Genomic DNA, 14,279 nt, shown 5'->3' on the forward strand with positions numbered 1-14,279 from the left:
CGAAGGGTCCTCGCCCCACCAGAGCAATGCGCGTACCTGCCCCCTTCCGAGGAGGACCGTGCGCCGCCGGGTCCCCGGGCCTGGATGGCGCGTCTCACGGCGGAGGACTCCTCCTGCCCATGTGGACGGTGCCGGAGCTGTTCGCGGAGGTCCGCTACAGGGAGCTGATGGACCCGGACCTGGTGGCGGCCTTGGAGTCGCCCTTGCCGGCCACGCCCGAGGAGACGGAGGCCTCGCTCCAGCTGATGCAGTAGGTGCAGACGTGGCCGTCGTAGCCGGACAGGTCGATGCGGATGCTCTCCGCGCCGGCTGTCCGCAGGCCCGCGTGGAGGAGGCCCGCGGTGAACGTGGGCAGCGAGCCCACCTCGTTCATCCACAGCTCGAACTGGCGCGGGCCCAGCTCCTTGAGGCGGGACTCGGTGTAGTTGTTGCCCGCCCGGAAGTTCTGCGTGGCCCGCATCAGGGCGCGCCGGGGCCCCAGCACGCGCAGCAGTGACAGCACGGCGCGCCCCAGCATCGTCTCGCGGAAGCCATCGATGCAGGCCTCACCGAGCTTGAAGGCGCCCTGCTCCACGGGTTCGTCGGGGTAGAGCTCCTGCGCCGTGATGCGCAGGAAGGTCATCCACGCGTCGAGCGGGTAGGTGGGGCGCAGCTTCTGATCCAGGTCCAGACCGGCCTGGCGCAGGCGCGCCTTGCAGGAGGGCGGCACTCGCCCGTGCAGGCCGCGAAGGAAGACCGCCTCGAGGGTCTGCTCAAATACCAGGAGCTCGTCGGCCATAGAGGGTTGACCACTCTAGCCGACGAGCTCCCTGGTTGTGAATCGCACTGAGACTACGGGGCCGGGGTGGGGGCCGGGGCAGCGCCCGGATCCACCGGAGCGCCCGGGACGCCCGCGGGGGCGGCCGGGATGTCCTCGGTGGCCATGCCCAGCACGAAAGCTCCGGCCTGCTTGGCGCCGTCGAAGGCGGCCACGAGCAGCCCGTAGTTCGCCTTGTCGTCCGCCACGAAGAAGACGATGCGGTCCTCCTTGTTCGGCTTGGCGGCCAGCATGCGCTTGAGCTTGTTGACGTACTCGTCCTTCTGCACCGGCTCGGTGTTGATGGAGTAGGTGCCGTCGGAGTCCAGCTTGACGATCAGCTGGTTGTTGTCCTGCGGCATCTGCTCCATGGGGACGTCTTCCGTCTCCGGAATGCGCACCTCGATGTCCTTCTCGAGGAGCGGCGTGACGACCATGAAGATGATGAGGAGGACGAGCACCACGTCCACGAGGGGCGTGACGTTGATGTCCGAGTTGGGGGGGGTCGCGGCTTTGACAAACTTGCGCTTGGTGCTCATGGCTAGTTCTTCAGCTCCTCGACACCCAGGAAGATCTTCTTGGCCTTGGCCTTGCGGGTGACCTCCATCACCTGGCGCACATCGCCGACGGTGAGGGCGCTGTCTCCCTTGAGGAGGATCTTCTTGTTGGGCAGGTAGGAGAGCGTGTCCTTCAGCTTCGCCTCCAACGCCGCCGCGTCATACTCGTCCTGCTCCACGAACATCTTCTTGTCGTTGGTGACGGAGAGGATGATCGGATCCGGGTCGTTCGCGCCGCCCTTGTCGTCCTCCACCTTGGCTGCCTTGGGCAGGGTGACGGACTTGCCACGCTGGAGCATGGGCGTGACGACCATGAAGATGATGAGGAGCACCAGCACCACGTCTACCAGCGGCGTGACGTTGATGTCGCTCTTCGGGCCCCCTTGGGAGCCGCCTGTGGACATTCCCATGCGTGCACCTGTTCCTGAAGAAGAGAGCGCCCGCCCCACGTGGGGTCTCCGTTTCGCGGAGACCCGTTGCACGAGGAGGCGGGCCTTTGGCTCTCGTTGGGACTAGGCCTGGGGGGCGTGCGAACCACCGAGGTTGCGCGCGACCACGTCCAGGAACTCGTTGGAGGACTCGGAGATGTCCACCGAGCGAGCGTCCACCCAGCCCGACAGGAAGTTGTAGGCCATAACCGCCGGGATGGCCACCAGCAGACCGAAGGCCGTGGTGATGAGCGCCTCGGCGATACCGGCGGAGATGGTCCCCAGACCACCCGCGCCAGCGGCCGCCATGAGCTGGAAGGCGTTCACGATACCCATCGTGGTGCCCAGCAGACCCACGAACGGGGCCGTGGAGCCCACCGTGGCCAGCACGCCCAGACCGCGCTTGAGGCTCTGCACCTCACGCTGCGCCTGGCGCTCCAGCGCGCGCGCCACCGACTCCACCGCCACTTCCTTGTCGGAAGGGCTGATCCGGTACGCGGTCAGGCCGGAGCCGATCACGCGGCCCAGGTGGCCAATGTCCTTGCCCATGTTCGTGTTGGCGGCCTGCTGCAGGTCGCCCTTGGCCAGGATCGCGCCCATCTTGGCCGCGAAGTTGCGAGAGTCCTTGCGGGTCTTGCGGAAGACGATGATGCGCTCCGCCATCACCACCAACGACGCGACGGACATGATCGCCAAGGCGAAGATGATGCCGCGGGCGAAAGGACCCGTGGACGCCCAGATGCCAGCAATCGTGAAATTAGCAGAATGATCCATGGTGGATGAATGCGCTCCTCCTCGAGCGCGGTTGGGGTACGGCGGTTACGACAAATGCGGCGCCCCGACTAGTGGGGCAGGCTCAGACGGATGTTGAAGGTGTAGTCGACCTGGACGGGCCGACCCTGGAACGTCACCGGCTTGTACCGCTGAGCATACAGCGAGTTCAACACGGCCTGCTCCATATGGGCCAGCGGCTTGATGATACGGCAGCGCTCGATCGCTCCCTCGGTGGTGATGACGCACTTGACGATCATCAGGCCCTGGACCTTCGCCTCGAGGGCCTCACGGGTGTACTGAGGCGCCGGGCCAGACAGCTTCTCCGGGCGGGTCATTCCCGCGCCGAACGGAAGCACGTCCGTTCCGGTGCTGCCCACCTGGCCGCCGAGCACTCCGCCGACCACGCCACCCACCACGCCGCCGATCACACCGCCGGGCACGCCCCCCTCGACACCACCCTCCACCTCCTCCTCGCTGGCCTCCTCCTCCTCGCCGGCGTTCGGATCAGGCTCCACCTCGGGCGGCTTCTCCTGGGGGATCTCCTTGGGCTGCACGATGACGTCCGGCTTCTTCACCACCGGCTTCTTCGTAGGGTTGCTCTTCTTCGCCGGCGGCGGAGGAGGCGGAGGAGGCGGAGGCGCGGCCGAGGCCGGAGGGGCCATGGCCTGCTTGAAGGTCACCTCGACCTCCTTCTCCTTCTCCTTCGGCGGTTGGGCCGAGATCCACAGGGCGAAACCGAAGAGACCCACGTGAAGGACGACCGAGATGAAGGTGCCCACGCCAAAACGCGTCTTGGGGCCTTGTCCGCGGTCAAGGACAGAGTCGAACATGCGCTACGCTCCTGAACTCCGGTGGACACCCACCACGTCCCGTCCGGATCGCAAAAGGCGCGCTACATTACAAAAACCGGGGACGGGTGCAAGTGACCCCACCCTGGAAGGCCACCTGCGTGATCGGCCAATGCCCCAGTAGTCACCAAAAAGCAACGGCATATTGACAACTGGTGGACCCCAGGTATTTTCCCGTACCATTTTAGTTGCAGTGAAGCTCACCCTTGGAGGGGTTCCCAGCATGCAAGTAAGACGGATGCTCCGGGCAACTGGAGTTGTGGTGGTCGCGGGTCTGTCGTACGGGACCGCGGCTTACGCCGATAGCGTGATCATCGGTACGGTTGTCGGTGCCGATACCAAGAAGCCTGTCGCTGACGTGGTTGTCACGGCTACCTCTCCCAATCTTCAGGGCGAGCAGGTCGTGGTGACGGACGCTCAGGGCCAGTACCGCATTCCCCAGCTGCCGCCGGGCGTGTACACCCTCCGGTTCGACAAGGAGTCGTTCCGTCCGTTCTCGCGCTCGGAGATCCAGCTGCGCCTGGACCGCACCATCCGCGTGAACGTGGAGCTGCTGCCCGACAGCCTCGGTGAGACCATCGAGATCACGGCCACGCCGCCGACGATCGACGTGGGCTCGACGAGCACGGGTGTCAACGTCGACCAGGACTTCATCAAGCGCATCGCGGTGAACCGTCCGGGCGGCAAGGCCGGTGCGACCCGCTCCTTCGAGTCCCTGGCCGAGCTGGCCCCGGGCGCGCAGAACGACGCGTACGGCGTGTCCATCAACGGCACCACGTCTCCCGAGAACGGCTACGTGGTGGACGGTCTGTCCACGAACGACCCTGCCTTCGGCATCAACGCCAGCCCGCTGAGCGTGGAGTTCGTGCAGGACGTCAACATCATCACCGGCGGCTACATGCCGGAGTACGGCCGCTCCACGGGTGGCGTGCTCAACGCGGTGACGCGCTCGGGCTCCAACGAGTTCCACGGCTCGGTGTTCGGCAACATCACCCCGGGCTTCCTCGAGGGCAAGCGCACGCAGGTGCTGAACGAGGGCTCCGTCGTCGGCGGCCTGAACTCGCTCACCGCGCTGGGTGACTTCGGCGCGACCCTCGGCGGTCCCATCCTCAAGGACAAGCTGTGGTTCTTCGCCGGCGTGACGCCGTCGTTCAGCCGCTACAACCACCAGCGTTCCGTCAACCGCCTCCTCGTGGAGCGCGACGCCAGCGGCGCGCCCGTGCTGCGCGATGAGGACGGCAACGTGTCGGCGGATGGTACGCCGACGGTGCTGCGTGATCCGGCGACGGACTACGCCCTGACGGAGCTGATCCCCGGCTCCCAGCGTGACTACCTGGCCGAGGCGCGCAGCCTGCAGTACATGGGCAAGCTGACGTACCTCATCAACCAGGACCACAACCTCTCCTTCTCCATCACGGGCACGCCCAGCGTGTCGGGTGGAAATGGCGCGCTGTCCATCGACCCGCAGACGGGTGGTCTCGACACCCGCCTCAACGGCGCTCCGGACCGCTACGGCAACGTGCAGGAGCTCTCGGGCACCACCGCGGTGGGCCTGAAGTACGCTGGCTCCTTCATGGACAAGAAGGTGCTGGTGGACGCGAACGTCGGCTGGTTCCACCAGACGGCCTCCACCCTGCCGGATGACGGTACCCGCCCCGGTGACAACACGGGTCTGGCCGGCCTCTCGCTCGTCCAGTACCGCCAGGAGCGCTCGATCGGGTACTTCGAGCCCGGCCTGCAGAACATCGATGCGCTGTGCGATGACGGCGCGGGCGGCACGGTGTCCTGCCCGGCGATCAACTACAACGCCGGTGGCCCGGGCTTCATCAGCGACGGTCTGCTGGACCGCGTGCAGGCCAACGCCAAGGGTACGTACCTGCTCGACCTGCTCGGCAGCCACGTGCTGAAGGCCGGCGTGGACGTGGAGCTGCTGAACTACTACCAGAAGAAGGCGTACTCCGGAGGGGTGCTCCACCGCGAGGCCCTCACCGGCACCAGCTGGCAGGACTACCGCCGCTACGGCTTCGTGTCCGGTCCGGACCAGGCCACGCCCCTGCTCTTCCAGGAGTCCCAGTCCCGCAGCACCACCGCGGGCGGCTTCCTCCAGGACAGCTGGACGATCGCCAACCGCGTGACGGTCAACGCGGGCGTGCGCTACGACACCCAGTGGATGTACGGTGGTGACGGCTCCCTGGCGCTCGTCATGGCCAATCAGGTCTCCCCGCGCGTGGGCCTGATCGTGGACCCGCTGGCCAACGGCCGGATGAAGGTCTACGCCAACTTCGCTCGCTACTACGAGCAGGTGCCGCTCAACATGATGGACCGCGCCTTCCCGGGCGAGCGTCGCTACCAGGCGAACCGCTCCGCCGGCGTGGGCAAGTGCGATCCGGACACGATGGCCACCCGCGAGGGTCAGGATCAGTGCGAGACCGATGCTACCCTGATCGCGAGCACTCCCACTGGCCTCAACCCCAGCCGCCTCTACACCGGTGGCAAGGCGGACAAGGAGCCGGTGGATCCGGACATCCAGCCGCAGTCCTCCGACGAGTACCTCGTCGGTGCCGAGTACGAAGTACTGGCCAATGTGCGCATGGGTGCGACGTTCACCCACCGCAACATGGGCGCGGTCATCGAGGACATGAGCCGCGATGACGGCAACACGTACTTCCTGGGCAACCCGGGCCGTGGTTTCGCCAAGGAGTTCCCGACCCCGACGCGTAACTACGACGCGGTGTCGGTGTTCCTCAACCGCACCTTCGGCGACGGCTGGCTGGCGCAGGCCAGCTACACGTGGTCGCGGCTGTACGGCAACTACCCCGGTCTGTTCCGGCCGGAGAACGCCCAGCTGGATCCGAACATCCTCTCGGACTTCGACCTGGTGTCGCTGCTGACCAACCGTGAGGGCCTCCTGCCGTACGATCGCACCCACGCGATCAAGCTGTTCGGCGCCAAGGAGTTCAACATCTCCAACGACCTGAGCGCCAGCATCGGCATTTCCTACCGCGGCAACTCCGGTACGCCCATCAACTACATTGGTGGTCACCCGCTGTATGGCCCGAGCGAGGCCTTCATCATCCAGCGTGGCACCGGCGGCCGTACGGACTGGATCAACAACATCGACTCCAACGTCGGCGTGAACTACCGCATCAGCAAGACGAACGTGGTGTCCCTGTCGCTGGACGTGTTCAACGTCTTCAACTTCCAGGGCGTCACGACCGTCGACCAGAACTACACCTTCGCCAGCGTGCTGCCGGTCAAGGGTGGCGTGACGGCGGCTGACCTCACCACGGACAAGATCACCAAGATCAACGACGAGACGGGTGAGGAAGAGGCGTTCACCGCGGACGACATCAACAAGAACTTCAAGAAGCCGACCTCGTACCAGACCCCGCGGCAGATCCGCATCGGTCTCAAGTACACGTTCTAGGCCCTTCCACCGGATTGAGATCGAGAAACATGAACAAGCGTATTGCAACTGCAGTGGCCGTTTTCGGTGCGGCCAGCATCCTCTCCGGCTGCGCCATCGAGCAGCCGTCGGCTGGTTGTATCATCCAGGACGCCTCCGTGTACGCCTGGCAGGCGTCGTACATCCCGAAGACCGAGGCTGACGCGGCGAAGAGCTGCGGCCAGCTCAAGGGCGAGCAGCTCGGGGTGTGGAAGTTCACCAACCCCGATGCCGCTGCGGACGTGAAGGCGGCCAACAAGGCCTCCAGCCTGGCCATCCGTCCGCGCCGCCTCGCGTCGCTGACCCGTATGTCCTACACGTACGAGACGGGCGCGGTGGGCACGGACGGCAAGCCGGAGAAGAAGACGGTGACCGTGACGCGCGTGCCCCAGGATCAGTGGGACGACGCCACGGCCCAGTCCCAGACCCTGCCGGAGGAGCCGGATGAGAACGGCTTCTGCAAGGCCACGGGTTTTGCCCAGGCGTCCATCACCGTCGAGGCGGTCGTCAACAACAACGTGACGCCGGCCAAGGTGGAGGCGCCCGCGGCGTCGCGCACCTACCAGTACGGCGACATCGAGGTGTACGCGCATCCGGCGGCTCCGGGCACCCAGCTGCGCGGCACGCTGACCTACACCGAGGGCGACTGCACCGCGGAGTACAACGTGCTGGCGGTGTGGCCGTCCGTGGGCTGCGATCCGGAGGCCTTCGCCAACCCGACCGAGGAGAACAAGGCGTCGCGTTGCGCCGAGGGCTCCGGGCTCAACCCGGACTTCGACGCGGTGTGCGTGGCGGGTATCGGCGCCAGTGGTGCGCCCGCCTGCGTGCCCAACCCGGCGACCGGCCTGACGCTGGTTGGCAGGAAGTAAGCACACGGCCTCTCCGAGGCTGAGCTGAAGTGAATCGCGGCCCCGGCTGCTCCTCCCCCACGCGGGAGTGGCATCCCGGGGCCGCGGTGTTTATGGACGATGGATGCCCACGCTTCGGGGCTTCTCGGGAAGGTGCATGGAGGGTCGTTACTCACTCATTGAACGCGTCCACGGCTTGCTGGCGGACGAGCAGGGCACGCTTCGCAAGGAGGCGCCCTACCGGGTGGCCCTCTGCTATCCGAGCCCCTACCACGTGGGCATGAGCTCGCTCGGCTACCAGGCCATGTACCGGGAGATTCACACCCACCCGGGGGCCACCGCCGAGCGCGCCTTCCTGCCCGATGACGTGGAGGCGTACCGCCGCACGCGCACGCCCCTCTTCTCCTTCGAGTCGCAGGCGCCCGTCTCCAGCTTCCACATGCTGGCCTTCTCCGTGGCCTACGAACTGGAGATGACCGGCCTGTTCTCCATGCTGGAGCTGTCCGGCCTTCCCCTCCTCAAGGAGGAGCGGGACGAGCGCCACCCCCTCGTGGTGGCCGGCGGGCCGCTCACCTTCTCCAATCCGGATCCGCTCGAGCCCTTCGTGGATGTGATCGTCCAGGGCGAGGCGGATGATCTCATCCACGTCCTCATGGATGCGGCGGCGTCCATGGAAAAGGACGCCCTGCTGACGCACCTCGCGGGCGTCCCCGGCTTCCGGGTGGCCGGGCGGGGAGGGAAGCGCTACCACGTCGCCAAGGCCACGGACTCCCGGCTGCCGGCGCGCTCGGCCATCATCACCCCGCACACGGAGCTGCGCTCGATGTTCCTCATCGAGCCCGAGCGCGGCTGCTCGCGCGGGTGCCACTACTGCGTCATGCGGCGCACCACCAACGGCGGCATGCGCACCGTGCCGCCCGAGCGCGTGCTGTCGCTCATCCCCGAGCATGCGAAGCGCGTGGGCCTGGTAGGCGCCGCCGTGACGGACCACCCCCGCATCGTCGAGCTGCTGCGCACCCTGGTGGACTCGGGCCGGGAGGTGGGCGTGTCCTCGCTGCGCGCGGACCGGCTCACCCAGGAGCTGGTGGATCAACTGCGGCGCGGAGGCGCCACCAACCTCACCGTGGCCGCGGATGGGGCCTCGCAGCGCATGCGGGACCTGGTGGACCGTAAGCACTCGGAGGAGCAGATCATCCGCGCGGCGAACTTCGCCAAGACGGCGGGTATGCGGCAACTCAAGGTGTACAACGTCGTCGGCCTGCCGCTGGAAGAGGACGCGGACGTGGACGAGCTGGCCCGCTTCACCACGGAGCTGTCGAAGATCCTCCCGGTGGCGCTGGGCGTGGCGCCCTTCGTGGCCAAGCGCAACACGCCCCTGGACGGAGCCCCCTTCGCCGGCATCCGCGAGGTGGAAGGCCGGCTGGAGCGGCTGCGCAAGGGCCTCAAGGGACGCGCCGAGGTGCGGCCCACCTCGGCCCGCTGGGCCTGGGTGGAGTACATGCTGGCCCAGTGCGGCCCCGAGGCGGGCCTGGCCGCCATGGATGCCTGGAAGGCCGGGGGGAGCTTCGCGGCCTTCAAGCGCGCCTTCCAGGAGCGCGACTGCCAGCCCTTCGTCGCCCGCCGGGTGGAGGACGGACGGCGCCGGCCCACCGAGTGGCCCACCGTGGAGAACGTCGCTCCGCCCTACGTCTGACACTGGCCCGGCCAGACCTTGCCCAGGCCCGCCCGCTCTCTGCTAGAAGGCCGCACGCGCCGCTTCCAGGCGCCAGGAGGCTTTCTGCCGCAGTGAGCACGGATCGCGTGGACAAGGGGTGGCAGCGCAAGGGGCTGAAGGACTACTCGACGGAGGCCATTGTCGGGACGCTCGGGCACTACGGTGTGACGGTGAGCGAGGCGGACTTCCGCCAGCTCTCCGAGAAGCAGTACCCGGCGGGGATCGCCGAGAGCTGGATGCCGAAGTGGAAGGGCACCGGCCAGTTCGCTCCCTTCCCGTATGCCGCCGCCGGGGAGCTGTGGAAGCGCTGGCTGTCCGGCCGGCTCGCCCCGTATGAGCTCTCCGAGAGCCTCGCCCAGCTGATGGGCGCCCTCGGGCAGCTGCTGCAGGGCGTGCAGCAGGCCCCCGTGGCCTCCTCCTTCGAGCGGATGAACGAGGTGCGCAAGCGCGTGCCCGTCAACGACAAGGGCGAGCCCGACACCGGCTTCATGCAGGAGGCCCTGCGCGTGTTCGACGAGCGCGCCGCCCGCGCCTTCGACGACCTGGCCGAGATGCTCGCCAAGGCCGGCCACCGCGAGCACTCCGAGGCCTTCGCCGACCTGGAGGAGTTCCTCCTGCCGGATCGCCGCGGCATCTCCAAGCCCATCATCCGCGCCTCGCACGGTGAGCGGGACGCGGCGCTCGAGGACCTGCAGAAGGCGGCCATGGACAGCTCGCGCACGCCCATTTCCCGCGTGCTCGCCGTGGACGGCCTGCTGCACCTCAAGGCCAACGACAAGGTCGCCACCGTGGGCCGCCCCCTCCTCGAGGAGGCCGAGCGCACCCAGGACTGGCACCTCGCGCTGGATCTCGTTGCCCGCCTGGAGCACGCCAACAAGCAGCTCGGCGATCGCACCGCGCTCGTGGCCCTCGAGAAGGACCGCGCCCGCATCGAGAAGGCCCACGACGAGGCCCACCCCGGCCACCGCCGCCACCAGCACCAGCACTGAGTCAATACCCCTCTCCCTCCGGGAGAGGGTCAGGGTGAGGGTTCCCGTCACGGTGTTCCCTCCCCGTGGTCCCCACGTGGGGCCACGGGTTCAACCCGCGTGTCCCGATACCCTCACCCCGTCCCTCTCCCGAGGGGAGAGGGGAGATGCGCGAGGGGAGAGGGGCTCAGTAGGGGACGTCTTCCTCGGGCGGCGGCTGGGCCTCCTGGACTTCTCCGGCGGCCTGCGTGGCCTGGATGTCCTCGGCCGTCTGTCCCCGGCGGGGCAGGGGGATGTACTTCACCTCCGGCACCGCCTCCTGCACGTCCTTCACTGGTACCACCGCGCCCACCGTCGTGTAGCGGATGGCCCCCGTCTGCGTGAAGGTGTGCCGCAGCTCGTACGACTTCGCCCTCGGCAGGAACCACTCGCGCACCGCCTTCAGCGGCAGCACGTGCAGCTCTCCCTGCGCCAGGAAGACGTACACCATCAGGTCCGCGCCGCTGTAGAGGAAGCACCCCGGCGTGTCCCGCTCCAGGTTGGACACCAGCTCGAAGAAGTAGCGCCGGCGGCGCGGCTGCCGGTCTCCCTTCACCTCGATGCCGCGCACCTCTCCCGAGGGCAGCTCCCAGAGCAGGTCCACCCCCCGGTGCTGGAAGCGCGGGTCGTCCTGCACGTCATGGACGCGCGAGCCGGGCTCGGTCGCCAGCAACCAGTTCCGGGCGTACTGCACGGCCCGATCGGCCGCGCCCATCACGCCCCTCATGCTGAAGCCGCGTGCCATCGCTCAGCGGCGCAGCTCGACGCCCGTGGCCACCAGCTGCACCTCGCGCGGCTTGCCGTCCGTGCCGCGCGGCACCTGGGCTCCCTCGGCCTCGTAGTGCTTCGCCATGGACTCGCTCAGCTCCGTCACCTTCACCACGCCCTCCACCCGCGCCGACGAGCCCGCCGCGTCCAGCGGCACGAAGAAGCCGTAGTCCTTGAACGTCACCCGCACCCCGGCGCCCTTCGCGCCCTCGGCGAGCTCCATCCAGCAGCCCTTCTTCTCGCACGCCTTGCGCACCTGGCCCTCCACGCGCACCGTCTTGCCCTCGTGCGCCTGCGGCTTCGCCAGCAGCTCGGAGAGCTTCACCGCCGGAGCCCCCTTCAGGGCCTCGCCGCGCGTCAGCGTCCAGCCCGCGGTGGGCTTCGCCTCGGCCGGCGGCGGCGGGTGGGGGCAGTCCTCTTGAACGGCCGGCTTCGAGGCGGGGGCCTCGGCGAGCGCGACGAGGGGAAGGGCCAACAGCGTCAGCAGGGCGGAGCGGAAGGTCTTCATCCCTCACCGATAGCCCGAAGCCTTTGTCCGGGCAAGGCGCCCGCCATCCCGGTTACACTACCGGACGTGAAGGTCACCCTCCCCAAGCCCAACCGCACCTTCGGCCCCGCCGACGTGCTCGGTCTCGTGGGCCTCGTCGGATTGCTCATCGCCCGCTACATCCCCGTGGCCCGGCTCGTCCCCTTCTGGGGCTGTGCCCTGCGAGAGACGACGGGCTGGCCGTGCCTCGGCTGCGGGCTGACGCGGGTGGCCGACCGGGTGGCCCACTTCAACTTCGCCGGGGCCTGGGACGCCAACCCGCTCGGCACGGTGGCCGCCCTCTTCTTCGCCCTCATGGTGGTGGTCATGGTGCTGCACCTCGTCTTCGCCATGCCCATCCCCGAGCTCCACCTGTCTCCCACCGAGTGGCATTGGGCCCGCATCGCCACCGCCACCGTCGTCCTCCTCAACTACGCCTGGGTAGTGGTGAAGGCGAAGTTCCCCCACCTGCTCACCTAGGACGCTCCCGTGCACGCCGCCGCCCTCCTGCTGCTCGGCTACCTGGCGGGCTCCGTGCCCTTCGGCGTGCTCCTCACCCGCTGGCTGCGCGGCGTGGACGTCCGTCAGAGCGGCAGCGGCAACATCGGCGCCACCAATGTCACCCGCGTGGCCGGCAAGAAGCTCGGCGCCGTGGTGCTGCTGCTGGATGCGCTCAAGGGTGCCCTCGCCGTGGCCCTGGCCCTCTGGCTCATGCCCGAGGCGCCTCGCATGCACGCGGCCGTGGGGCTCTCCGCCTTCCTCGGCCACGTCTACCCCGTCTGGCTCAAGCTCCACGGCGGCAAGGGCGTGGCCACCGCGCTCGGGGTGCTCACCGTGCTCGTGCCGCTGGGGGCGCTCGCCGGGGCGCTCGTCTACGCCGGGCTCGTGGCCGCCTGGCGCGTCAGCTCCATCGGCTCGCTGGCCGGGGGCGTCACCGCCGTCGCCGTCGCCTCCCTCACCGCCCGCGCCCCCGAGTACGCGTGGCTCTCAGCCCTGCTCTTCGCCCTCATCCTCTGGACGCACCGGAGCAACATCCAGCGGCTCCTGCGGCATACCGAGCGGCGCTTCTGACTTCAGCTCGCCCCCGCGCGCCGAATAGCCCAGCAGCGTGCAGGCGATGGGGCCGTTCCACAAATCGCGGCGGCTCCGGGGCCGCGAATGGAAGGCGCTCTCGAAGGCCGGGTTGCCCGAGAGCACCCAGACGCGCCAGCCCGCCTGCGCCCGCAGGCTGTCGCCCAGCTTGAAGTAGAAGCTCTTCATGCCCTTCTGTCCGCCCGAGCCCAGCCGGTCTCCATAGGGCGGATTGGTGAGCAGCAGGCCGCCCGAGGCGGGCAGGGGAGGCAGCTTCGTCGCGTCCCCCTCCTCGAGGAGGATCTCCTCGGCCAGCTTCGCCGCCTTCACGTTGCGCCGCGCCGCCTCCAGCGCCTCGGGGTCCTTGTCGAAGCCGAGAATCGGGACGGCCACCTTGCGCTCGTTGCGGCGGGCATCCGCGCGCAGGTCCTCGAGCAGCTCCCGGGCCCGCGCGCCCAGGTGCGGCCACTTCTCCACCGCGAAGTCCCGGGCGATGCCGGGCGCGCGCCGCCGGGCGATGAGGCCGCCCTCGATGAGGATGGTGCCCGAGCCACACATCGGGTCCACCAGCGCCTCCTCGCCCGTGTAGCCCGCCGCGCGCAGCAGGGCCGCCGCCAGCGTCTCCTTCAGCGGCGCCGGTGTCGGGCGCACCCGGTAGCCCCGGCGGTGCAGGGGCTCGCCACACAGGTCCAGCGAGAGCGACAGCCGCTCGCGCACCAGGTGGGCAACCACGCGCACGTCCGGATTCCTGGGGTCCACGTCCGGCCGCGCGCCCTGCTTGTCGCGCATCCGGTCCACCACCGCGTCCTTCACCTTCAGCGCCACGAAGCCCGTGTGGCTGTGCTCACTGTCCTTGAGCGTGGCCTCCACCGCGAAGGTGGTGTCCGGCGTGAGGTGCTCCTCCCACGGGACACTGGCCACCGCCTCGTACAGGCCCTCGGCGCCATGGGCCTCGAACTCGCCCAGCGGGTAGAGCACGCGCATCGCGATGCGCGACCAGAGGCACACCTTGAGCGCCTCGTCGAGCGAGGCCATGAAGCGCACCCCGCCCCGGTCCTGCCGGATGCGGCGCGCTCCGAACTCCTTCAGCTCCTCGGCCAGGAGGTCCTCGGTACCGCGGGCGGTGGTGGCGAAGAGGGCGAGACGTTCAGCCATAGGGCGCTCGCCTTATCAAGCTGCTCACTCCGCTACCACCTCGTACATGCTGAAGGTGGCATCCTGCCGGGCGCTGGCCGCCTTGGTCGCCTTGAAGTCCTCCGACTGGAAGTACGCCTTGAGGCACTCGCGGTCCCTCCAGCGCGTCACCAGCAGGAACTCGGGCTCCGGCTCGAAGGAGCGCAGCACCTCCAGCCCGAGGAAGCCCTCGTACTGGTCCACCCGGCGCGAGCGCTCCCGGAAGGAGGCCTCCAGGCGCTCGGCCTCCTCGGGGGAGGCCCGGAAACGATTGATGGTGACGATCATCGTGGGGACACCGGTCATGGCGGGATTCGTCTCCTT

The 14,279-nt window shown here is 68.5% G+C and carries 15 protein-coding genes; 6 read left to right on the forward strand and 9 right to left on the reverse strand.

Annotated elements, in window-relative coordinates; genetic code table 11:
* Nucleotides 1-154: 154 nt before the first annotated feature.
* The 5 genes from NR798_RS11100 to NR798_RS11120 all read right to left on the reverse strand — a co-directional run bounded on the left by NR798_RS11100 (nucleotide 155) and on the right by NR798_RS11120 (nucleotide 3,385).
* Nucleotides 155-778 carry a DUF2378 family protein gene (locus tag NR798_RS11100; protein WP_375771432.1) on the reverse strand — a complete coding sequence of 208 codons (624 nt, stop codon included), beginning with the start codon at nucleotides 776-778 and terminating at the stop codon, nucleotides 155-157.
* Nucleotides 779-831: 53 nt separating this feature from the next.
* Nucleotides 832-1,335, reverse strand: coding sequence for an ExbD/TolR family protein (locus NR798_RS11105; RefSeq protein ID WP_375771433.1), 504 nt, complete (start codon nucleotides 1,333-1,335; stop codon nucleotides 832-834).
* Between the two features lie 2 nt (nucleotides 1,336-1,337).
* Entirely contained in the window at nucleotides 1,338-1,763 is a 426-nt protein-coding gene (locus tag NR798_RS11110; RefSeq protein ID WP_375771434.1) for an ExbD/TolR family protein, read from the reverse strand.
* 102 nt (nucleotides 1,764-1,865) lie between these two features.
* On the reverse strand, nucleotides 1,866-2,555 hold the full coding sequence (locus tag NR798_RS11115) for a MotA/TolQ/ExbB proton channel family protein (RefSeq protein WP_375771435.1): 690 nt from the start codon (nucleotides 2,553-2,555) through the stop codon (nucleotides 1,866-1,868).
* 68 nt (nucleotides 2,556-2,623) lie between these two features.
* A complete protein-coding gene (locus NR798_RS11120) occupies nucleotides 2,624-3,385 on the reverse strand; it encodes an energy transducer TonB (RefSeq protein ID WP_375771436.1) in 762 nt (253 codons plus the stop codon).
* A gap of 241 nt (nucleotides 3,386-3,626) precedes the next feature.
* Here NR798_RS11120 and NR798_RS11125 point away from each other — a divergent pair, with 241 nt between their 5' ends.
* From NR798_RS11125 to NR798_RS11140, 4 genes are all read left to right on the forward strand, one after another.
* Nucleotides 3,627-6,830 carry a TonB-dependent receptor domain-containing protein gene (locus NR798_RS11125; protein ID WP_375771437.1) on the forward strand — a complete coding sequence of 1,068 codons (3,204 nt, stop codon included), beginning with the start codon at nucleotides 3,627-3,629 and terminating at the stop codon, nucleotides 6,828-6,830.
* Between the two features lie 29 nt (nucleotides 6,831-6,859).
* Nucleotides 6,860-7,717 carry a hypothetical protein gene (locus NR798_RS11130; RefSeq protein ID WP_375771438.1) on the forward strand — a complete coding sequence of 286 codons (858 nt, stop codon included), beginning with the start codon at nucleotides 6,860-6,862 and terminating at the stop codon, nucleotides 7,715-7,717.
* 136 nt (nucleotides 7,718-7,853) lie between these two features.
* A complete protein-coding gene (locus tag NR798_RS11135; RefSeq protein WP_375771439.1) occupies nucleotides 7,854-9,389 on the forward strand; it encodes a radical SAM protein in 1,536 nt (511 codons plus the stop codon).
* A gap of 92 nt (nucleotides 9,390-9,481) precedes the next feature.
* A complete protein-coding gene (locus tag NR798_RS11140) occupies nucleotides 9,482-10,399 on the forward strand; it encodes a hypothetical protein (RefSeq protein ID WP_375771440.1) in 918 nt (305 codons plus the stop codon).
* A 166-nt stretch (nucleotides 10,400-10,565) separates the two neighbouring features.
* Here the strand turns inward: NR798_RS11140 and NR798_RS11145 are convergent, their stop codons facing one another.
* Both NR798_RS11145 and NR798_RS11150 read right to left on the reverse strand, forming a co-directional pair.
* Complete coding sequence (locus NR798_RS11145) at nucleotides 10,566-11,162, reverse strand: hypothetical protein (protein ID WP_375771441.1); 597 nt, start codon at nucleotides 11,160-11,162, stop codon at nucleotides 10,566-10,568.
* A gap of 3 nt (nucleotides 11,163-11,165) precedes the next feature.
* Nucleotides 11,166-11,693 carry a DUF4920 domain-containing protein gene (locus NR798_RS11150; RefSeq protein ID WP_375771442.1) on the reverse strand — a complete coding sequence of 176 codons (528 nt, stop codon included), beginning with the start codon at nucleotides 11,691-11,693 and terminating at the stop codon, nucleotides 11,166-11,168.
* 66 nt (nucleotides 11,694-11,759) lie between these two features.
* On the opposite strand from NR798_RS11150, the gene NR798_RS11155 reads away from it, so the two are divergent.
* Nucleotides 11,760-12,191, forward strand: a complete 432-nt coding sequence (locus NR798_RS11155; protein WP_375771443.1) for a DUF2752 domain-containing protein — start codon at nucleotides 11,760-11,762, stop codon at nucleotides 12,189-12,191.
* A 9-nt stretch (nucleotides 12,192-12,200) separates the two neighbouring features.
* Nucleotides 12,201-12,782: a glycerol-3-phosphate 1-O-acyltransferase PlsY gene (plsY, locus tag NR798_RS11160; RefSeq protein ID WP_375771444.1), complete on the forward strand. Its 582-nt coding sequence runs from the start codon at nucleotides 12,201-12,203 to the stop codon at nucleotides 12,780-12,782.
* Here plsY and NR798_RS11165 read toward each other — a convergent pair.
* Together NR798_RS11165 and NR798_RS11170 are read right to left on the reverse strand one after the other, a co-directional pair.
* Nucleotides 12,699-13,937, reverse strand: coding sequence for a class I SAM-dependent RNA methyltransferase (locus NR798_RS11165; protein ID WP_375771445.1), 1,239 nt, complete (start codon nucleotides 13,935-13,937; stop codon nucleotides 12,699-12,701). The genes plsY and NR798_RS11165 overlap by 84 nt on opposite strands.
* Before the next feature lie 24 nt (nucleotides 13,938-13,961).
* Nucleotides 13,962-14,261, reverse strand: coding sequence for an antibiotic biosynthesis monooxygenase family protein (locus NR798_RS11170; RefSeq protein WP_375771446.1), 300 nt, complete (start codon nucleotides 14,259-14,261; stop codon nucleotides 13,962-13,964).
* Nucleotides 14,262-14,279 lie beyond the last annotated feature (18 nt).

Source organism: Archangium gephyra, from assembly GCF_042230915.1.
Lineage (GTDB): Bacteria > Myxococcota > Myxococcia > Myxococcales > Myxococcaceae > Archangium > Archangium gephyra_B.